Here is a 20,257-nt window from a genome sequence, read left to right as displayed (position 1 = left end):
GCCGATCGCATGGGCGAACGGCCGCGAGAACCAACCGAAGGGGGCATCATGCTCATCTCGTGCAACTCCTGCCCGGTGCGGGGTCGCGCTTGCGACTCATGCGTGGTCACGACCTTCCTCGGGCTGCCCGAACCGGCCCTCGGCGAACCCGAGTGGGAGGCCGAGGACCACCGGGTGCTCGACACCCTGTGCGCCTCCGGCCTCGTGTCCGCCCACGACGCGGCGGAGGCGCGTCTCGAGCGCGCGCCGTTCGGTCTTCAGGTGGCCGTCTGAGACGCGCCCTCTAGGGTTGGCGCATGCCGTCCCGCCGCCGTGTTCTCGGGTTGCTGCCCGTCGTCCTCGCCGCGGCATGCTCTGGTGGCGACGGTGATGCTCGCGACGCGGAGCCGCCGTCGGGTTCGGGGGGCGATTCGTCGCGGCAGACGTTGCGCCTCGAGACGCCGCTCGGCTCGATCGACCTGTCGGTGACCGAGGGGAGCGCATCGGAGTGGGCGGACCTTGTGAAGCGTGCGGCAGGCGACGTGGCCACGATCTGGGGTAAGGCCCAGGGGAGCGTGAGGGTCGCGGTCGTCGACGACGCCACCTTCGCTGCGGCTGCTGACGGCCTCGACGGCTCGACGGCAGCCGTGACGACGAGCGACGGGCGCGTGCTCGTCTCGCCCAGCGCGGCGAGATCGCTGACCGACATCGGGCGACAGGTCGTCATTGCACACGAACTGGCGCACGTGCGGTTGCGACACTTCGGTTCCGACCGCACAGCGCTCTGGCTCAAGGAGGGCGCTGCGGAGTGGACCGCAACCCCCGACCAGGCGCCGAGGCTCCCCGCACGTTGGCCGAATCTTGCGGCAACCTACAACGCGCGGCAGGGACACTTCACCGGTCCACCGTCGGCGCAGCAGTTCCAGCGTGATGCCCGCCTGGGGTACGAGTGGTCCGCGGCTTACGTCACCTACCTGGCCCACGTCGCAGGTGCGGCGGTGCTCAAGCTTCTCGTGCAGTCGCGCGCGGACGAGGAGCACGCAGGCTCCTCGGCCCGACAGATCGTCCCCGAAGGCGCCGAGTCGTTCGTCGCGTGGTTGGAACGCGCACTGAACTCCGGAGGCTGAGGCCGGCGAACCACCGAGGCGCGCTCAGGCGTAGAGCTCGTCGACCTGCTCGGCGAAGTCCTTGAGCACGACGTGACGCTTCACCTTGAGGGACGGTGTGAGGTGCCCTGAAGCCTCCGTGAGGTGTTCCGGCAGCACCGTGAACTTGCGGATCGACTCCGCGCGCGACACGAGTTGGTTGGCCGTGTCGACCGCAGCCTGCAGCGCTTCGAGCACCTCGGGGCGCGTGCGTGCCTGCTCGGGGTCGAGGTCGGCGACGCCGTGCTCGTTGGCCCACGCCGGCAGCGCCTCCTCGTCGAGGGTGAGCAGCGCCGTGATGAACGGGCGGCCGTCACCGACGACGACGGCTTCGGCCACGAGGGGATCGGAGCGCAGGGCGTCCTCGAGGCGCGACGGGCTGACGTTCTTGCCGCCCGCGGTCACGATGAGGTCCTTCTTGCGGCCGGTGATCGTGAGGTAACCCTCCTCGTCGAGCGAGCCGAGATCGCCCGTGCGGAACCACCCGTCGACCTTCGCCTCTGCGGTCGCGTCAGGGTTGCCCAAGTACTCGCGGAAGACGTTGATGCCCTTGACGAGCACCTCGCCGTCCTCGGCGATACGCAGGCAGACGCCAGGGCATGCCGGGCCGACGGTGCCGATCTTGAGTCGCTCCGGCGGGTTGACCGACGCCGGTGCTGTCGTCTCCGTCAGGCCGTAGCCCTCAAGAACGGGAAGGCCGATCCCGTTGTAGAAGTGGGCGAGGGAGGCGTCCAAAGGCGCGCCACCGGAGATCGAGTACCGGAGCTCGCCGCCGAACGCCGCGCGCAGCTTCGCGTAGACGAGACGGTCGAAGACCGCGTGCTTGGCCCGAAGGAGCAACGACGGGCGCCGCCCCGCGTTCGTGGCCTGGCTGTACTTCGTCGCGACATCGGCGGCGGTGTCGAACACGCGACCCTTGCCGTCAGAGACTGCGCGCTGACGCGACGCGGCGAACACCTTCTCGAACACCCGCGGCACCGCGAGCAGGTACGAGGGGCGGTAGGTCCCGAGGTCGTCGACGAGGGTGGTCATCGACGTGTGCCCCAAACGGGTTCCGGAAGCGATCGCCACGTACTGGATGAGGCGCGCGAAGACGTGCGCGAGCGGCAGGAACAGCATCGTGCCGTTGTTGTCCTCGCCGTTGACGAGCGCGTCCATCCGGGCCAGGGCGTTCTGCGACAGCGCAACGAAGTTGCCGTGCGTCAGCACGCAGCCCTTCGGGCGGCCGGTCGTGCCGGAGGTGTAGATAATCGTCGCCATGCTCTCGGCGTCGAGGCTGTCGCGTCGTGCGCGCATCTCGGCATCACTGACATCGCCGGCACCCTGACGCAACTCGTCGAGGTGTCCGCCGTCGATCTGCCAGACGTCACGCAGGGCCGGGCACTCGTCGCGGACCGTGGCGATGCTGCGGGCCATGTCGACGTCCTCGACGATGGCGGCGATCGAGCCGGAGTCGCGAAGGATCCAGGAGATCTGGTCGGCCGACGACGTCTCGTACACCGGCACGACGACGGCGCCGGCAGTGAGCAGTGCGAGGTCGACGAGTGTCCACTCGTAGCGGGTGTGGCTCATGAGGGCGACACGGTCGCCCGGTCGCACGCCCGACGCCATGAAGCCCTTGGCCAACTGCTCCACCTCGGCGAGGAACTCGCGGTGGGTGATCTCACGCCACGTGGCCCCCTCGCGCACGGCGTAGCCGACCTTGTCGCCACGCTGCGTCGCGTTCGTCGTGAGCAACTGCGGAAGACTCGCTTCCTCGCGGACGGGAACGAGCAGAGGTTCGCAGCTCTCCTGCATGGCGACCTTTCGTCTGAGGCGTGGGGTGGCGGGGTGGACTGACGTCCGAATGCCGCGCCCAGCCTAGCGGCTTGCTCGAAAGGTTCCGCGCGCATGCCCTACTGTCGCGACATGGGTGAGCACACGAACGCGACTCGGGTGATGTCAGCAGATCCGGAGACGGTGCTGGCCACCGTCGTCGACATCGAGGCCTACCCGAGGTGGACATCGCAGATCACACGGGCCGAGGTGTTCGCGTTGGATGCGGCGGGCATGCCGAGCGACGCAGAGCTGAGGATGGACGCCGGGCTGCTCAAGGACGTCCTCCGGCTGCGCTACCGCGTGACGAGGCGGGGCCCGGAAGCGGAGGTCGCGTGGACACTCGTCGCGGCGCAGCAGCTACGGAGCCTGGAGGGTTCGTACCGCATCGTGCCGGCGGCTCAGGGGTGCACCGTCACGTACACGTTGAACGTGGATCCCGGCATTCCGATCATCACAGCACTACGCCGCAAGGCTGAGGCAACGGTCGTTTCGGTGGCGCTGGACGACTTGGCGCGTGAGGTCGAGCGCCGAAACACGGAAAGGACGCACCGCGAGTGACGGCGAGGCGATTTGGCCACCGTCGTGGAGCCGTTCAGGATTGGTGGCACGTGCGGTCGCCCGAGTGGCTCCGCGGGATGAAGGGCACAACGTGAGCGTGAGCATCGGTATCGACATCGGCGGAACGAAGATCGCCGGCGGTCTCGTCGACGCCGAGGGCCGACTTGTCGAGCAGGCACGCCGTGACACGCCCGCGCAGGATGCCGAGGCCATCATCAGCGGCACGGTCGACCTCATCCGGGAGCTTGCCGAGAAGGCGCGAGCCCATGGTGACGAGACGCCCAAGGTGGGGGTTGCGTGCGCCGGTTACATCGATCGTGAGGGGGCGACGGTCCTTTTCGCACCGAACATCGCGTGGCGCCACGAGCCGCTGCGCGCCCAGCTCCAGGAGGCCACCGGTCACGACGTCGTCATCGAGAACGACGCCAACGCCGCCGGGTACGGGGAGTTCCGCTACGGCGGCGGCAAGAACGTCGACGACATGGTGATGATCACGCTCGGCACTGGTGTCGGCGGAGGCATCGTGCTCGGCGGCGAGGTCTTCCGCGGCAGCCACGGCGTCGGCGCCGAGATCGGCCACATGCGCGTCGTCCCGCACGGACACCTCTGCGGCTGTGGCAACCGAGGTTGCTTCGAGATGTACGCCAGCGGCAGCGCGCTCGTTCGCGACGCGCGGGCCCTCGTCGACGAGGGGACTCCGCAGGGAAAGCGTCTGCGTGAGTTGTGCGACGGCAAGCCGGAGAACCTCAAGGGCGTTCACGTGACGCAGGCCGCCCAGGAAGGTGACGAAGCGGCGGTGGCGCTGCTCGCCGAGATCGGACGCTGGCTGGGCGAGGGCGCCGCGTCGCTCACGGCGATTCTCGACCCGCAGCTCTTCGTCATCGGGGGAGGCCTCGCCGAGGCGGGCGACCTCGTCCTCGAGCCCGCACGCGTCGCGTTCGCCGAGGAGCTGACCGGCGGCGGGCACCGCCCCGCGGCTCGTTTCTGCGTCGCGACGCTCGGAAACGACGCAGGCGTCATCGGCGCCGCAGCACTGGCAAGGGAAGGACGCGCGTGAGTCTCGCGATCGGTATCGACATCGGCGGCACGAAGGTGGCCGGCGGTCTCGTCGACGAGGAGGGCAACGTCATCGCCCGCGCCCGTCGCGACACCCCACACCGCTCGACGAAGGCGGCGGTCGTCGAAGACCTGCTCGTCAGCGTCGTCGACGAGCTCGACGCCGTCGCGGAGCGCGACTCGCTCGGCGATGTATCCGCCGTCGGCATCGGCGCGGCCGGTTTCGTCGGAGCGGATCGCTCGACGGTCGTTTTCGCCCCGCATCTGTCGTGGCGCAACGAGCCGCTGCGCGAGAACCTGCGCGCGCGGTGCACGCACCCCGTCTTCGTCGACAACGACGCCAACACGGCGTGCTGGGCCGAGTGGCGCTTTGGTGCCGTGCGCGGTGAGAGCCACGTCGTCATGGTCAACCTGGGAACCGGAATCGGCGGCGCCGTGCTGTTCGACGGGGAGATCCAGCGCGGTCGGTACGGCATCGCGGGGGAGTTCGGCCACATGCAGGTCGTGCCCGGCGGCCTGCGCTGCGAGTGCGGAAACCGCGGCTGCTGGGAGCAGTATGCGAGCGGCAACGCGCTCGTGCGCGAAGCTCGCTCGCTGCTCGCCGCCGAATCGCCCATGGCTCACGACATCGCGGACACCCTCGGCGGCGACCTGACGAAGCTGACCGGTCCGATGATCACCGAGGCCGCCTCGGCCGGTGACGCCACCGCCGCGGAGCTTCTCGCCGAGATCGGCACGTGGCTCGGCACTGGCCTCGCCAACCTCGCCAGCGCGTTCGATCCGAGCGCCTTCGTCATCGGCGGTGGAGTCTCCGCCGCCGGTGACATGCTGCTCGGTCCGGCGCGTGAGGCCTTCCGCAAACAACTGCCCGGGCGCGGTTACCGCCCGGAGGCCCGCATCGCCCAGGCGCAACTCGGCAATGAGGCCGGCCTCGTCGGCGCCGCAGACCTCGCCCGCAGCGCCGTGAAAGGAAACGTGGCATGACGGTACGACTCATGAGCTACAACGTGCGGGGCCTCAAGGACGACCGGGCCGCGCTGCACGAAGTCATCGAGCACGCGCGACCTGACGTGCTGTGCCTGCAGGAGATGCCGCGTCACCCGTTCTCGAACCACAAGGTCGCGGCTTTCGCCGAGAGCCTCGGCATGGTCTGGGGCGGCGGCAAGCGTCATCGCATGAGCACCGCGCTCATCACGTCGCCGCGCGTCGAGGTGCGTCGCAGCGGTCACGGCCTGTACTCCGTGCCGCGTCCGCAGGAGCCGCGCGGTTACGCATGGGCGGAGGTGGCGTTGCCCGGTGAGAAGCCGTGGGTCGCGATCAGCACGCACCTGTCGCTCTACGGAGCGTTGCGCGGTGGACACGCGCGTGAACTGCTCGGCGACGAGACCCTCGACCACACGTTGCCGTGGGCGATCGCCGGCGACTTCAACGAGCTCGAGAACGGCCCCGCCGGGCGCGAGTTCAAGCATCACGGTCTGCTCGACGCGGGCCCGCGCATCAACACGTTCAACGCGGCCGACCCGCACAAGCGCATCGACTTCATCTACGCCTCGCCGCAGCTGACGCTGACGGCCGTCGACATGTCCGCGGTCGAAGAGCAGATGAAGGTCGCGACCGACCATCGCCCGCTCGTCGTCGACGCCGTCATCGCCTGACGAGCCTTAGACGCGCGCCCCGTCGTCGTCATCGTCCTCGTCGCGTGACTTCGGCTGTCGGGCCACGGCCATGACGAAGCCGGCTGCGGTGATGAGCGCGGCGAGGCTCCACCACAACGTTGCGGCGTTGCGGTCGAAGAAGAGCAGGTAGAGCAGCCACAACGGGCCCAGCACGAGGCAGCCCAACATGACGATCGTTGCCGGGTCGTCGCTGTCGAGGGGCGTCGGCTCGGGTGGGACGAAGTCGTCGTCGTCCTCGAGTTCGGGAGGGTCCTCAAGCGGTCGATTCGTGTTCAGGTTCGGCAGCGAGGGCGCGTCGTCACGCAGCCGCCACTGGTCACGGAAACCCGGAACGGGGGAGTCGTCCGTGGCCGACGACGACGCGCTGTCGCCGCGCGAGTTGTCCTTGGGTGGCTCGGCAAAGCCGTGGTCGAACCGGTGGCGACTCGCCGGGGGCATCTCATGAGGTTCGTCGGCAGAGGAATCCGACTGCGGCCGCAGGCTCTTGGCGATGGCCTCGAACTCCGCGTCCCAGTCGCGGGCCTCGTCGGGCTGCCCGTTCGTCATCGAACGCGGTTGCGGCGCGCGGGCACAGCGCTGCCACGGAGATCGTCGAGCTGCATGCCCACATCCTGGCACGAGAGGGGCAACGCCGCGGCCCGGACGGGCTACGCGTCATAGGTCACACCGACTAGAGTGACATCGGATTCTCACGCCCAACAGGAAGTTCTCCCGTGCTCTACTGGCTCCTCAAGCGAGTTCTCGTCGGCCCGGCGCTGCGGACGGTGTTCCGCCCGACCGTCGAAGGGCTCGAGCACGTCCCGGATTCGGGGCCTGCGATCCTCGCCATCAACCACCTGTCGTACTCCGACTGGCTCTTTCTGCCGCTCGTGCTCGACCGTCGCGTGACGTTCGTCGCCAAGTCCGAGTACTTCACCACGCCCGGCGTCAGGGGCCGCATGCAGAAGAGCTTCTTCTCGGGCACGGGCCAGGTACCGATCGACCGCACGAGCGGTTCGGCGGCCGCGGGGGCACTCGCGACGGGCAAGCGGATCCTCGCTGAGGGCGATCTGTTCGGCATCTTCCCCGAGGGCACGCGTTCGCCGGACGGCCGCCTCTACAAGGGCAAGACGGGCGTGGCCCGGTTGGCGCTGGAAAGTGGCGCGCCGGTCATCCCGGTGGCACTCATGGACACCGACACGGTGGCCCCTCCCGGTGAGAAGTTCGGTCGTTACGCGCAGCCGCACGTGCGCTTCGGTGTTCCGCTCGACTTCTCGCGCTTCGAGGGTATGAGCGCCGACCGTTTCGTCCTGCGTTCGATCACCGACGAGATCATGTACGAGCTCATGCTCCTGTCGGGCCAGGAGTACGTCGACGAGTACGCCGCATCGCGCAAGAAGTCCGTTGCCGAGAAGGCTCGCACCATCGGTGAGGGCGCGGTTCACGTGGCCAAGGAGATCCAGGGCAGCGCCACCTCCGTCATCGAGGACGCCGCCTCACGCCTGCCGCGCAAGAGCAGCGACGCCGACAAGGGCAAGAACGCGGACGCAGCCGCGTCAGCAGAAACCCCCGACTCCTCCGGCGACGTGACCACGGAGACGATTCAGCCGGTGGCCGAGGCGCCGGGTGAGGAAGCGAGCGAGCGCTCCTGACTCCGTCTCAGTAAAAGGTCTGAGATGCGCAGGATTGGACAGCGGTCATAGGCTTTGGAGGGTGAGTACCACCCCCGAAACCCAGACCATTTCGACTACGACCCGTCCCGTGGGCCTCGACTGGCCGGAGCTTCCGGCGAAGCAGCAGCCCACGTGGCCCAACGACGGCTCGCTCGAACGTGTTTCGGAGACCCTGGCCAGCTATCCGCCGCTCGTCTTCGCGGGCGAGTGTGACGATCTGCGCACCCGTCTGGCCGCCGCAGCCCGCGGCGAGGCCTTCGTCCTGCAAGGTGGCGACTGTGCGGAGATGTTCGCCTCGGCCACGGCCGACAACATCCGCGACCGCATCAAGACGATCCTCCAGATGGCGGCCGTCCTCACGTACGGCGCGAGCACGCCGGTCGTGAAGCTGGGCCGCATCGCCGGCCAGTTCGCGAAGCCGCGCTCGAAGGACACCGAGACCCGTGGCGACGTCACGCTCCCGGCCTACCGCGGTGACATGGTCAACGACTTCGCCTTCACCGAGGATGCTCGTCGTCCGAACCCGGACCGTCTGCTCCAGGCGTACAACACGAGCGCGGCCACGCTGAACCTCGTGCGAGCCTTTACGCAGGGCGGTTTCGCCGACCTGCGCAACGTGCACGAGTGGAACAAGGGCTTCATCGCCAACGCCGCGAACTCGCGCTACGAGAAGACGGCCAAGGACATCGACCGGGCGATGCGGTTCATGGCGGCCTGTGGTGCCGACTTCGACGCCCTCAAGGCGGTCGACTTCTTCTCCAGCCACGAGGCGCTGCTGCTCGACTACGAGCGTCCGCTGACGCGCACCGACTCCCGTTCGGGCCGCCCGTACGCCACGTCGGGACACATGCTGTGGGTCGGTGAGCGCACCCGCGAGATCGACGGCGCCCACATCGACTTCATCAGCCGTATCTCGAACCCGGTCGGCATGAAGGTGGGCCCCAAGGCCGACCCGGACGACCTGCTGCGCATCATCGACAAGATCGACCCCGAGCGTGAGCCGGGCCGTCTGACGTTCATCACGCGCATGGGTGCGGGCACGATCCGCGAGGCTCTGCCGCCCATCGTCGAGCGTCTCAAGGCCGAGGGCGCCACGCCGTTGTGGATCACCGACCCGATGCACGGCAACACGTTCGAATCCTCCAGCGGCTACAAGACGCGTCGTCTCGACGACGTCGTCGACGAGGTCCGTGGCTTCTTCGAGGTGCACGAAGCGGCCGGCACGGTGCCGGGCGGCCTGCACGTCGAGCTCACGGGCAACGACGTCACGGAGTGCCTCGGCGGCAGCGTCGAGGTGCGTGACGAAGACCTCGAGAGCCGTTACGAGTCGGCGTGCGACCCGCGCCTCAACCACCAGCAGAGCCTTGAGCTCGCCTACCTGGTGGCCGAGATGCTGGGTGCACGCAACGCCTGAGCAACCACCGCTTCACGCCGAACGGCGCTCGCCCCGACGAGGGGGTGAGCGCCGTTCGGCGTTTGTCGTGGAGCCGCCTCAGAAGTTCAGCGTGACAGTGGAGCCCTTGGGCGCCTGCTTGCCGGAGCCGCCCTCGGGCGACTGGCTGGAGACGGTGCCGTCGAGGAGATCGTCGAGCCACGAGCCGCCGTCGACTTCGAATCCGGCGTCCTCGAGCGTGCGGCGGGCATCGGCTGCGCTCATGCCGACGACATCCGGGACGTCAACCATCTCGGGTCCCTTGGACACGGTGAGCGTGACGGTGCTTCCTGCCCGCGCGGTCGTGCCGCTGCTCGGGTCGGTGGAGACGACCTTGCCCGACTCGATGTCCGGGTCGTAGTCCTCCGTTGTCGTCACGGAGAAGCCGAGCGCCTCCAACTGACGCTTCGCATCGTCCTCCGACGATCCGGAGACATCGGGGACGTCGACCTCGGCCGGTCCGTCGCTCACGATGAGGGTGATCGGGGTGTCGTGACGCACGCGGCTGCCACCTGCGGGGTTGGTGCCGACGACCTTGTCCTTCTCGATGTCGGAGTGTTGCTTCTCGACGCGAGCGACCTTGAACCCCTTGCTCTCCAGGGTCTTGCGCGCGTCGTCCTGCGTGGCGTTCGCGGTATCGGGGACGTCGACCATGCGGGGGCCGGTGCTGACCCAGAGCGTCACATCGCTCGTCGGACGGCGCGACGCTCCGCTTTCGGGTGTCGTGCGCACAGCCTGCCCCGTGGGCACAGTGTCGGACTCGGTGGTGCGGACCTTGACGTCGAAGCCTGCGCTTCGCAGGGTCGAAACGGCCTGACCTTGAGCTTGACCCTGAACCTTGGGAACGGTGCGCGGGCCGAGGGGGCCGACGGTGAACGCGATGGCCGCCACGACGGCGACGACGAGTGCGGCGACGGCGAGCACCCAGGGCCACCAACGGTGCGGGCGCTCGTTCTCGACGACGGTGGCGCGGCTCGGGAGGGCCGTCGTCGACTGGGGGCCGTACTGGCGGGTGACGAGCGGGGAGTCGGGAGCCTCGGCTGCAGAGGAGGCTCGGGCGACCGGCGCGGTCGTACCGTCGGCGGCCGCGGAGACGCGGGTGTGCTGGGTGTCGGCGTTCGTCGTCAGTGACGACGGCGGGGCCGGCGGTACCGGGACGTCGAGAACGTCGTTGGGGAGTTCGGCGCGAAGCCTGGTGACTTCGGTCTTGAACTCCTCGGCGTCGGCGGGACGCTCCTGAAGCTCCTTGGAACAGGCCCGGGCGAGGAGTGGGTCGAAGGCGGCAGTGAGCTCCGGCAGGATCTCGGAGGGCTTCGCCATCGTGCCGTGCACGTGCTGGTAGGCCACCTGGACGGGAAGGTCGCCGTCGAAGGCGCGGTGGCCCGTGAGCATCTCGAAGAGCACGAGTCCCGCGGAGTAGACGTCGGAACGGGTGCCGGAGGGGCTGAAGCTCGACGGCTCGACCTGTTCGGGCGACAGGTACGACGCCGTGCCGATGAGGACTTCGCTGTCCACGCTCACACCGCTTCCGGTGACCGCGCGGGCCAGGCCGAAGTCGGCGACCTTGACCCGGTCGGCAGCGTCGATGAGAACGTTCTCCGGCTTGATGTCGCGATGCACGAAGCCGGCCCGGTGGGCGGCGGCGAGCCCGTCGAGCAGCTGCTCGAAGAGCGTGAGCTGCTCACCCACGCTCCTGTCGCCGTCGCGAATGACGTCGCGCAACGTGCGACCGCGCACAAGTTCCATGGCGAGATAGACGACATCGGCGTCCTGCCCCTGGTCGTGCACTGCGACGACGTGGGGGTGGGCAAGTCGCGCCGCAGCGCGGGCTTCACGCTGGAAGCGCTCGACGAAGACGGGGTCACGCGCAAGGTCGGCCCGCAACACCTTGAGGGCGACCTCCCGCTCGAGGCGGAGGTCTCGAGCGACGTACACACTGCCCATGCCACCGTCCGCAAGATGCTCGAGGACGCGATAGCGCCCTTCGACGGTGCGGCCGATGAGGGGATCGGCGTGCGAGGTGGTCACGGTGGCGAGTCTAGGTGGCGGGGCAGGAAGAACGCTGAACGCTGCGGGTCATCAGGTGAGGACACGGAGCGTGCCTGGCGCCCGGCTGCGTCAGCCGCCGAAGCGCTTCATGTGCGCCTTGACGCTGCTGACGTACTGGCGTGTGTCGGGGTAGAAGCCGTGTTTCCGGACAGCGCCGAGGCCCTGGTAGTAGGAGCCGATCACCTCGTCGCGGTTGTTGGCGTGCTGGGTGAGGAAGCGTAGAGTGACAACGCCTGCCGTGATGTTGTCCTGTGGGTCCATGAGGTTGAGCTTGCGGCCCGCGAGGTCGCCCGCCCAACGGCCGGTGGCCGGCATGACCTGCATCGTGCCGAGCGCGTCGCAGACGGAGACGGCGCTCTGGCGGTGCCCCGATTCCTGCCAGCCGATGGCGAGGGCGAGCGTCGGGTCGACCCCGTAGCGCTTGGCGGTGGCGACGATCATCGAACGGATCTGGGCCTGGTTCGGCAGGTTCGCCTGCGCGAGTTGCTGACGGTGACGATCACCCGAGGCGACAGCGGAGGCCGGGTAGCGCCGTGCCGCAGGGGTGCCGGCGTACTTGACGACGTGCGTCGGCTTGGGTGCGTAGCCACCAGCAGGGGCCTTCGAGGTGGGCTTGCGAGCAGGCTTCGTGGTGGGCTTCTTTGCCGGCTTCGCGGCGGAGGTGACACCGGCAACGGGGATCTTGACCTGAGACCCGACGTGGAGACGACGCGCGTCGAGCCCCGGATTCGCCTTGATGACGCTTGCCAGGCTCGCGTGATGACGCTGGGCCAGCGTGTAGAGCGAGTCGCCCGGGCGCACGGTGACGCTCTTCGTGTGACGAACGGCCTTCTTCGTGGGCTTCTTCGCCGGCGCCTTCGCTGGCTTTGCTGCGGGCTTCTTGACCGGCTTCGCGCTCGTGGCCTTCGACGGCTTCTTGACGGGCTGCTTCTTGACGGGCTTCGTCGCCTTCGGGGCCGAGGCGGGGACCGGCACCTTGAGGACGGTGCCCGGCACGAGACGACGGAACTCGATCTTCGGGTTCGCCTTGACGATGGCCGCGACGCTCGAGGAGTGGGTTCGCGCGATGGCGTAGACCGAGTCCCCGGGGCGGATCGTGACGTTCTTGACCTTGCGGGTCGGCTTCTTCTTCGCAGCAGGGCTGCTCTTCGCGGCTCCCTTGACGAACTGCGCGTGAGCTCGGCCCGGCTGAACGTGCGCAGGCGGCGCCGCGTGCAGTGCGACGGGGACGTCGTAGGTGAGAGGCATGGCTCACACGCTAGGTGGTGACGTGGCTCGTCCTGCGAAGGCGCGCCCGAAGGGGTGAAGCTCGCCCCCGGTGCGCTGGCCGACATGCGGTAACGCGTTCCCGTCTGGCAATCTTGGGGTCGTGGATGACGCAACGCACACGGAACTCGAAGCACTTGTCGGTGACTGGCTCACCGTGCCCGACCTCGCCGAGGAGCTGGGCATGTCGCTGCGCCAGGTGCGTCAGATGATCGCCGATCGCGAGATCATCGCCGCGCGCGTGGGGGAGCGCAATGTCGTCGCGGTGCCGGCATCCTTCGTTCAGGACGGTGCGGTCGTCACGCCTCTCATGGGCACGGTGACGGTGCTCTCCGACGCGGGGTTCAGCGACGAGGAAGCGATTCGCTGGCTGTGCACGCCCGACGAGACCTTGCCGATCGACGGCGCCCCCATCGACATGCTGCGTGCGGGCCGCAAGGCCGAGGTGCGCAAGCGCGCCATGGAAGAGGCGTTCTGACGCTGCGCTGACGCGGGGCTGCTCAGCTGGAGCGAGCGGTGGTCGTCTCGATGAAGTCGTGCAGAGCGGTGAACGCTTCGGTCGGCATCGACTCGCGGAGCGACTCGAGCGCGGCGCGCGCTTCGTCGGCTCCCTGAGTGATGCGCTGCTCCACGGCGTCGACGGCGCCGGTGCTCATCGCGAGCGCGCGGAAACGCTCGATCTCGTCGGTGTCGAGGTCGTCGTGGCCGAAGCGGGTGTCGAAGAACGCGCGGTCGTCGGCGCAGAGGTCGTCGAGCAGGTGAGCGACGATGACGGTGCGCTTGCCTTCGCGCAGGTCGTCACCGGCCGGCTTGCCTGTCTGTGCCGGGTCGCCGAAGACGCCGAGCAGGTCGTCGCGCAGCTGGTAGGCCTCGCCGAGGGCGAGACCGTAGCGCGAGAGGGCTTCGAGAGTGGCGTCGTCGCCGCCGGCGCAGGTGGCACCGATGAGCAGGGGGTGCTCCATCGTGTACTTCGCGCTCTTGTACCGGATGACGCGCAGAGCGCGGGTGATGCGCTCGTCGGTGGCGAGCCCTTCCCAGTTCTGCACGGCCTCGAGGACGTCGAGGAACTGCCCGCCCATGAGCTGGGTGCGCATGAGGTCGAAGACCCGGCGTCCGCGAAGAACCTCGTCGGCGGATAGACCGCTCGTCGCGTACATCTCGTCGGCCCAGGTGAGGCACAGGTCGCCCGCGAGGATGGCGCCGGCCTCGCCGAAGCGGTCGGCGTCGCCGGTGAGGCCGCGCTCGCGGTGGGCGTTCGCCATGGCGCGGTGGGCAGCCGGCATGCCGCGGCGGGTGTCGCTCGCGTCCATGACGTCGTCGTGCAGCAGCGCGGCGGCCTGGAAGAGCTCCATCGACGCGCTGGCGCGCACGAGGTCGTCGCTGTCGGCGCCGCCGGCGGCGCGGTAGCCCCAGTAGAGGAACGACGCACGCACGCGCTTGCCGCCGGAGAGCAGGGAAGCGATGGCGTCGACCATGAGATCGGTTTCGTCGCCGAGGGGGGCGAGAACCTCGCGCTGGTGGGCGACTTCGGCGTCGACGGTGCGCTGGATGCGTTCGAGCAACTGCGATGCGTCCGCGGAGTTGGGCACGTCTCGATCCTTCCGGCAAGCGACTTCCACCGAGCCTACGCGGTCGCTCCGATTCCGCGGAATCTGGGGGTTGTCGCCGGGGCGTTCTAGTGTCACCATATCGAACATGAGTTCGAAAAAACGGGCTTGTGCTGTGCCGTTGTTCCGACGTTCGTTGCGTCGTCGCTCACCGTCACAGCCACAGCGAAACATCCGGCGGTGACGACGCAGTCGTCGCCCGAGTGAAGTGAGGTGGCGGGATGCGCGGATACGCCGAGAACGTCGAGGTGACGACAGCGGACACGGGGGAGGCGAGCGCGCCCGAGGCCTTCGTCTGGCGCGGGCGCCGGTATCGGGTCGCGGGGGTGCTCGAGAGCTGGCGTGAGGCAACGCCGTGGTGGCGCCTGCCGATGGGGGAGCAGGGCGTGTACGACGCCGAACGTCGGGTGTGGCGGGTCGAAGCGAGTGCGGGGGCGAGCCCGAGCCTCGGGGTGTTCGACCTGGCGCACGCGCGCTCCGGGTGGTCGCTCGAGCGGCTCAGTGACTGACGTGCAGGTTCGACGAAGTGTGCAGCGAGAGGGAGATGTCATGACGACGACGGCAATGGGTCCGGGTGCGCCCGCGGAAGCACTCACCGGTGATCTGTTCGACCTTCTGGGCCGTTCGCGCGCTGCCCTGATCGAGGCCTGCTCGGCCACGACGACGTCCGAGCGCTACGCGAGGGCCCAACTGGCTGCGTTGCGGGCGGCTGCCGCCCTTCTGGCTCAGGTGGCGCCGCGTTCGCTCGGTTCACGCCCGCGCAGTGCGTGGGAGGCGCTGGCTCGCCAGCGCCCGGAGTTCGGGGAGTGGGCGAGCTTCTTCACTGAGTGCGGTAAGCGCAGCGCCGTCGCCCAGGGTGGCGGTGCCGGAGTGAGTGTGCGGGAGGCCGACGACCTCGTCCGGCAGGCCCAGCTCTTCCTCGACACCGTGCTCGTCCATGTCGGTCTGCCTGCCGCCGACGCTTCGGCGCTGCGGCTCACCCCCGTCGCGGTGGGGTGAGGTCGGTGCAGTTCACCCACCTGCACGTCGCGTCGTCCTTCTCGCTGCGCTACGGCACCACACCGCCGAAGCGTCTCGTCGAGCGCGCACACGAGTTGGGCTACGAGCGTCTGGCGCTCACCGACCGTGACGGTCTCTACGGCGTGGTGAAGTTCGTCGAGGCCTGCCGTGATCACGACATCGACCCCGTCGTCGGCGTCGACCTGGCGCTCGAGCCACCGACGCCGGCCAACTCGTCCCGCCCGCGGCGCACCCCGGCGAAGGGCGGGGCAGCCGTCGACGACCGGGGGCCTCGTGTCACCGTTCTCGCCCGCGGCGCCGCGAGCGGGCTCGACAAGGGCGTCGGATGGGGGCAGCTGTGCCGTCTCGTCACGGATGCTCACCTCGTCGGGGAGCGCAGTGCCGCGCGCACGTCGCGTGAACGGATCGCGCGGTTCGTCACTGTCGAGGAGGTGGGCAGGGGTAACAGCGCCCCGGCGCTCACCGTGCTGCTCGGCCCGGCCTCCGACGTCGGGCAGGCGCTGCTCGCCGAACGTCCTGCCGCGGCGGAGCAGCTGCTCAAGCAGTGGCGTGCTGCGCTGCCGCACAGGGCGCTCGCAGTCGAGGTGGCCTGTCACGACGGGGCGCCGGGCACGCCGGCCAGCAGGCGGCACGCGCTCGACCTGTGGGCGCTGGCGCGTGCGTGCGGTGTGCCCGCGGTGCTCACCGGCTGGGTGAGGCACGCGGACGCCGACGAGGCCGTCACCGCCGATCTGCTCGACGCGGCGCGGCGCATGGTGGCGCTCGACCTGCGGCACCTCGACCGCACGAGCACGCGAGGGCATCTGCTCCCCGAGAGCGAGATGCTCGAGATCGCACGTGAACTCGCGCAGGCTGCGGGCGACGAGAGTGCGGCCCTCGAACTCGTCGGCGCGACGTCACGGTTGGCCGAGCTCTGCGTGCAGCATCCGTTCCACGACATCGGTATCGGTGCAGTTCATCTTCCGGAACCGGAGGTGCTCGACCTGGACGGCGTCGACCCCCAGCGCGCTCTGGCCGAGCGCTGCCGCGCCGCGCTGCCCGCTCGCTACGGCCACCTCTCGGCAACCGAGTACGCCGCCGTCGAAGAGCGACTCGACGACGAACTCGAGGTCGTGCGCCACCTCGGCTACCCGACCTACTTCCTCACGGTGGCCATCGTGTGCGATCTCATCCGTGACGCCGGTGTGCGCGTCGCTGCTCGCGGTTCGGGCGCGGGCAGCCTCATCAACTACCTGCTGGGCATCAGCGGGGTCGACCCGATCCGGCACCGCCTGCTCATGGAACGCTTCTGCACGCCGCTTCGGGCGTCACTGCCCGACATCGACATCGACGTGGAATCGGCGCGGCGCACCGAGATGTACGAACGCATCATGGAGCGCTTCGGCGGCGAGCGGGTCACGTGTGTGTCGATGGCGGAGACCTACCGGGTGCGTCACGCCATCCGTGACGCCGGCGCTGCGCTCGGTATGCCGCCGGCCGACGTCGACGTCATCGCGAAGGCCTTTCCGCACATCGCCGCGCGCAATGCGCGCCAGGCCATCGAGGAGTTGCCGGAGTTGCGTGCGCGCGGCCTCGCCTCGAGCGAGTTGGAGCGACTGTTCGACCTCGTCGAGCGACTCGACGGTCTGCCGCGGCACGTCGCGCTGCACCCGTGCGGCGTCGTGTTGTCGAACGCGCAGCTCGCCCATCGCACGCCGATGGAGGCGAGCTGGCTCGGTTTCCCGATGAGCCAGTTCGACAAGGACGACGTCGAGACCCTCGGCCTGCTCAAGCTCGACGTGCTCGGCATCCGAATGCAGTCGGCGATGGCGCATGCCGTGGCCGAGATCGAGCGGGTCGAAGGCGTCGTCGTCGACCTCGACGACGAGACGTGTGTCCCGTTCGACGACGAGGCGACGTTCGATCTCATCCGCTCGACGCGCACGCTGGGGTGCTTCCAGATCGAGTCGCCCGGGCAGCGTGAACTCATCGGCAAGTTCGCTCCCGAGGCCTTCGAAGACCTCATCATCGACATCTCGCTGTTCCGCCCCGGCCCGGTCAAGAGCGACATGATCAACCCGTTCCTGCGGGTGCGTCAGGGTTGGGGTGAGCCGGAGTACCTCCACGAGAGCCTGCGGCCGGCGCTGGAGGAGACGGTCGGCGTCGTGGTCTTCCACGAGCAGGTGTTGCGCATCGTCGCCGAGACGACGGGGGTGACGCTCGCCCAAGCCGACGAGGTGCGTCGGGCGATGGGCTCGCCCACAGGGCAGGAGAAGATCGGGGAGTGGTGGCGTGCTGCCGCCAAGGCCCGCGGGTACACGCGCGGCGAGCGGGAACGCATCTGGGCGGTGCTCGCGGCTTTCGCGTCCTTCGGTTTCTGCAAGGCTCACGCGGCAGCGTTCGCGCTGCCCACCTACCAGTCGGCGTGGTTGAAGACCCATCACCTCGCGGCGTTCGTCGCGGGTGTGCTCACGCACGACCCGGGCATGTACCCCAAGCGGCTCATCCTCGCCGACGCTCGCACGTTCGGTGTGCCCGTGCTCGGTGTTGACATCAACGCCTCGCGGGGCGAGTACCGGGTGGAGCGGGTGAGCGGCAGCGCCGAGGAGGGCAGTCACAACGATGCTGGTGCTTCGGTCGGTCTCCCTGGTGGCCCGAGCTCCGACGAATCGGACCCGAGCGCAGGGGCTTCCGAAAAACTCGGTCTGCGCATCGGATTCGCCGACGTCAAAGGCATGAGCGAGAGGGAGATCGAAACTCTCGTCGCGGCGCAGCCCTACTCGAGCTTGAGCGACGTGTGGAACCGGGCCGGCCTGACGCGAACGAGCGTCGAACGTCTCGTTCTCGTCGGCGCCTTCGACAGCCTGTACGGCTTCGGTGCTCGCACAGGGCGAGGCGCTCTCACCCGACGCGACCTCCTGCTCGAACTGGAAGATCTCGAGCGCTGGCACCTGCGCGGTACATCGCGGGGGCGTCCGCGCGGGCAGAAGGTGCTCGTGACCAAGCCGTCGTCGAGCAACGTAGACGAGAGGAGTGCGTCGAGCCCAGGTGCCGGCGAAGCGCCAGGGGAGGCGGGGCTCTTCACGTTCGACCCGGTGGAAGCCGCCCGTGCGCAGGCGCAGGGGCGCCGCCCCGGGGCGAAGGATCCGGTGGGTGCTCAACTCGTCCTCGACCTCGTCGATGGAGCCGTCGACGGTGAGGGTTCGGGCCTGCCCGAGTTCACGCCGGCGGAGAAGGTGCGTGCCGAGCTCGACATCCTCGGTCTCGACGTCAGCGGTCACGTCATGGAGTTCTACGCGCCGATGCTGCGTCACCTGGGCCTCAGCGCTGCGTCCGATCTCGTGAACCTGCGGGGTGGGCAGGAGGTGTGGTGCGCGGGCATCAAGGTGGCCACGCAGACCCCGCCGGTGCGTTCGGGGCGCCGCGTCATCTTCCTCACGCTCGACGACGGCACCGGCCCCGCCGACGCCACGTTCTTCGAAGACGTCCAGGGCCCGTACGCCGACACCGTCTTCCACTCGTGGATGCTCCTCGTGCGCGGTGTCGTGCGGCGTACCGGCCCACACGGTGTCTCCATCCGGGCCACCGGCGCGTGGGATCTCACGGCGGTGTGGCAGGCGTGGAGCGAGGCGGGCGCTGACGGCGTGAGCAGCCTCGTCAGCGTCGCCCCACCGGAGGCAGAAGGTGTCGGCGGCGCTCGCGGACGTCGGATGCTCGTGCACTCCTCAGGGTTCAAACAGTCGCCGTACGCCGACATCAAACCGGCCGGCGAGACGGTCTCGGGAGGTCGCGCGCACCTTCCCGGTCAGGGTGAGGCTCCGCGGTCGCTGTGGCACGCGAGCCCCGGAAGTTCAGGAGGGTGGGGCAGATGATCCTGCACATCGACATGGACGCCTTCTACGCGTCGGCGTCCCTCATCGAGCGCCCCGATCTGCTCGGTCAGCCCGTCATCGTCGGCGGCGCCGGGCGGGGCGTGGTGCTCTCGGCCACCTACGAGGCCAGGCGCAGCGGGGTGAGTTCGGGTATGCCGATGGGGCGTGCGCGCAGGCTGTGCCCCGACGCCGTCGTCCTCGCGCCCGACTACGACCTCTACACGCAGATCTCGGGCTCGATCATGCACCTGTTCTCGCAGGTCACGCCGCTCGTGGAGCCGATCTCGCTCGACGAGGCGTTCCTCGACGTTGGCGGCGTCTGCAACGGGCCGGAGTCTGCGGCGGCGCTCGGGCACGAGTTGCGTGACGCCGTCGCCGACGAGCAGGGCATCACGTGTTCGGTCGGGGTGGCGCCGATGAAGTTCGTCGCGAAGTTGGCCTCGACGAGTGCGAAGCCGGACGGGCTGCGTCTCGTGCGTCAGGATGAGGTGCTCGACTTCCTCCACCCGCTGCCGGTGGAGGCGCTGTGGGGCGTGGGTGCCTCGACGCAGGAGAAGCTGCACACGTTGGGGTTGCGCACCGTCGGCGACATCGCGCACCTGCCGCAGCGAACGCTCGTGCGTTCCCTCGGGCAGGCGAGCGGCATGACGCTGCACCGCCTCGCGTGGGGTCACGACGAACGTCGGGTCGTGCCGCACGAGCCGGAGCGCAGCATCGGTTCGGACGAGACGTTCGGTGAGGATCTCGACGATCCTGTGCTCATCAAGCGGCACCTGCTCAAGCTGAGCGACCGCGTCGCGGCGCGTATGCGTTCGGCCGAGGTGGCCGGACGCACGGTGGTGCTCAAGGTGCGCTTCTCCGATTTCACGACGATCACGCGGTCGCGCACGTTGAGCGAGCACACCGACGTCAGCCGGGAGGTTTACGCCGTGGCCGCCCAGCTCTTCGACGCCCTCGGGCTGCAGCGGGCCCGCATCCGCCTCGTCGGGGTGCGGGTGCAGGGGCTCACCGACCGACGGCTGACCTCCCGGCAGGGAAAGCTGGGGGAGCGCGAGTTCGGTTGGCAGGAGGCCGATCGCGCCGTCGACCGCGCCAGCGCGCGGTTCGGCGCGGGCATCGTGAGACCGGCGAGTCTCGTGGGATGAGCG

18 protein-coding genes are annotated in these 20,257 nt (G+C 69.1%); 13 read left to right on the top strand and 5 right to left on the bottom strand.

Features of this window, described 5'->3' with window-relative positions:
- Nucleotides 1–102: 102 nt before the first annotated feature.
- Both K9D12_RS11740 and K9D12_RS11735 read left to right on the top strand, forming a co-directional pair.
- Nucleotides 103–273 (top strand): hypothetical protein, encoded by a 171-nt coding sequence (locus K9D12_RS11740; protein WP_165357813.1) that lies wholly within the window; start codon nucleotides 103–105, stop codon nucleotides 271–273.
- Between the two features lie 23 nt (nucleotides 274–296).
- Nucleotides 297–1,106 (top strand): hypothetical protein, encoded by an 810-nt coding sequence (locus K9D12_RS11735; RefSeq protein ID WP_223060316.1) that lies wholly within the window; start codon nucleotides 297–299, stop codon nucleotides 1,104–1,106.
- A gap of 24 nt (nucleotides 1,107–1,130) precedes the next feature.
- On the opposite strand, the gene K9D12_RS11730 is transcribed toward K9D12_RS11735, so the two are convergent.
- On the bottom strand, nucleotides 1,131–2,921 hold the full coding sequence (locus K9D12_RS11730; protein WP_223060315.1) for a long-chain fatty acid--CoA ligase: 1,791 nt from the start codon (nucleotides 2,919–2,921) through the stop codon (nucleotides 1,131–1,133).
- A 111-nt stretch (nucleotides 2,922–3,032) separates the two neighbouring features.
- On the opposite strand from K9D12_RS11730, the gene K9D12_RS11725 reads away from it, so the two are divergent.
- From K9D12_RS11725 to K9D12_RS11710, 4 genes are all read left to right on the top strand, one after another.
- Nucleotides 3,033–3,500, top strand: coding sequence for an SRPBCC family protein (locus tag K9D12_RS11725; protein WP_047311697.1), 468 nt, complete (start codon nucleotides 3,033–3,035; stop codon nucleotides 3,498–3,500).
- A 91-nt stretch (nucleotides 3,501–3,591) separates the two neighbouring features.
- Complete coding sequence (locus K9D12_RS11720) at nucleotides 3,592–4,557, top strand: ROK family glucokinase (protein ID WP_223060314.1); 966 nt, start codon at nucleotides 3,592–3,594, stop codon at nucleotides 4,555–4,557.
- Nucleotides 4,554–5,540, top strand: a complete 987-nt coding sequence (locus tag K9D12_RS11715; protein ID WP_047311480.1) for an ROK family glucokinase — start codon at nucleotides 4,554–4,556, stop codon at nucleotides 5,538–5,540. The genes K9D12_RS11720 and K9D12_RS11715 overlap by 4 nt, the downstream gene beginning before the upstream one ends.
- On the top strand, nucleotides 5,537–6,211 hold the full coding sequence (locus tag K9D12_RS11710) for an endonuclease/exonuclease/phosphatase family protein (protein ID WP_118914887.1): 675 nt from the start codon (nucleotides 5,537–5,539) through the stop codon (nucleotides 6,209–6,211). The genes K9D12_RS11715 and K9D12_RS11710 overlap by 4 nt, the downstream gene beginning before the upstream one ends.
- 6 nt (nucleotides 6,212–6,217) lie before the next feature.
- Here K9D12_RS11710 and K9D12_RS11705 read toward each other — a convergent pair whose 3' ends face one another.
- The gene (locus K9D12_RS11705; RefSeq protein WP_223060313.1) at nucleotides 6,218–6,778 is read right to left on the bottom strand and encodes a hypothetical protein; all 561 of its coding nucleotides are present in this window, start codon (nucleotides 6,776–6,778) and stop codon (nucleotides 6,218–6,220) included.
- Nucleotides 6,779–6,945: 167 nt separating this feature from the next.
- On the opposite strand from K9D12_RS11705, the gene K9D12_RS11700 reads away from it, so the two are divergent.
- Both K9D12_RS11700 and K9D12_RS11695 read left to right on the top strand, forming a co-directional pair.
- The gene (locus K9D12_RS11700; protein WP_187035349.1) at nucleotides 6,946–7,863 is read left to right on the top strand and encodes a 1-acyl-sn-glycerol-3-phosphate acyltransferase; all 918 of its coding nucleotides are present in this window, start codon (nucleotides 6,946–6,948) and stop codon (nucleotides 7,861–7,863) included.
- A 61-nt stretch (nucleotides 7,864–7,924) separates the two neighbouring features.
- Complete coding sequence (locus K9D12_RS11695) at nucleotides 7,925–9,298, top strand: class II 3-deoxy-7-phosphoheptulonate synthase (protein ID WP_370633503.1); 1,374 nt, start codon at nucleotides 7,925–7,927, stop codon at nucleotides 9,296–9,298.
- Nucleotides 9,299–9,376: 78 nt separating this feature from the next.
- Here the strand turns inward: K9D12_RS11695 and pknB are convergent, their stop codons facing one another.
- A complete protein-coding gene (gene pknB / locus K9D12_RS11690; RefSeq protein ID WP_223060312.1) occupies nucleotides 9,377–11,344 on the bottom strand; it encodes a Stk1 family PASTA domain-containing Ser/Thr kinase in 1,968 nt (655 codons plus the stop codon).
- A 90-nt stretch (nucleotides 11,345–11,434) separates the two neighbouring features.
- Entirely contained in the window at nucleotides 11,435–12,613 is a 1,179-nt protein-coding gene (locus tag K9D12_RS11685; protein WP_223060311.1) for a LysM peptidoglycan-binding domain-containing protein, read from the bottom strand.
- A gap of 121 nt (nucleotides 12,614–12,734) precedes the next feature.
- Between K9D12_RS11685 and K9D12_RS11680 the strand changes: the two genes are divergently transcribed.
- Complete coding sequence (locus tag K9D12_RS11680; RefSeq protein WP_047311482.1) at nucleotides 12,735–13,109, top strand: Rv2175c family DNA-binding protein; 375 nt, start codon at nucleotides 12,735–12,737, stop codon at nucleotides 13,107–13,109.
- Nucleotides 13,110–13,131: 22 nt separating this feature from the next.
- Here the strand turns inward: K9D12_RS11680 and K9D12_RS11675 are convergent, their stop codons facing one another.
- Entirely contained in the window at nucleotides 13,132–14,220 is a 1,089-nt protein-coding gene (locus K9D12_RS11675) for a polyprenyl synthetase family protein (RefSeq protein WP_370633502.1), read from the bottom strand.
- A gap of 239 nt (nucleotides 14,221–14,459) precedes the next feature.
- Between K9D12_RS11675 and K9D12_RS11670 the strand changes: the two genes are divergently transcribed.
- Genes K9D12_RS11670 through dinB form a run of 4 tightly spaced genes read left to right on the top strand, consistent with a single transcriptional unit; the run spans nucleotide 14,460 to nucleotide 20,254 of the window.
- Nucleotides 14,460–14,747, top strand: coding sequence for a DUF6504 family protein (locus K9D12_RS11670; protein ID WP_223060309.1), 288 nt, complete (start codon nucleotides 14,460–14,462; stop codon nucleotides 14,745–14,747).
- Nucleotides 14,748–14,787: 40 nt separating this feature from the next.
- On the top strand, nucleotides 14,788–15,237 hold the full coding sequence (locus K9D12_RS11665) for an SAV_6107 family HEPN domain-containing protein (protein ID WP_052946958.1): 450 nt from the start codon (nucleotides 14,788–14,790) through the stop codon (nucleotides 15,235–15,237).
- Between the two features lie 5 nt (nucleotides 15,238–15,242).
- On the top strand, nucleotides 15,243–19,109 hold the full coding sequence (locus tag K9D12_RS11660; RefSeq protein WP_223060308.1) for a DNA polymerase III subunit alpha: 3,867 nt from the start codon (nucleotides 15,243–15,245) through the stop codon (nucleotides 19,107–19,109).
- On the top strand, nucleotides 19,106–20,254 hold the full coding sequence (gene dinB, locus K9D12_RS11655) for a DNA polymerase IV (RefSeq protein WP_052946959.1): 1,149 nt from the start codon (nucleotides 19,106–19,108) through the stop codon (nucleotides 20,252–20,254). Before K9D12_RS11660 ends, dinB begins: the two co-directional genes overlap by 4 nt.
- Nucleotides 20,255–20,257 lie beyond the last annotated feature (3 nt).

Origin of the sequence: Dermacoccus sp. Tok2021 (genome assembly GCF_019895135.1) — a bacterium.
Lineage (GTDB): Bacteria > Actinomycetota > Actinomycetes > Actinomycetales > Dermatophilaceae > Dermacoccus > Dermacoccus abyssi.
Note: the sequence above shows the minus strand (reverse complement) of the source record. Positions and strands in the feature narration are given on the sequence as shown.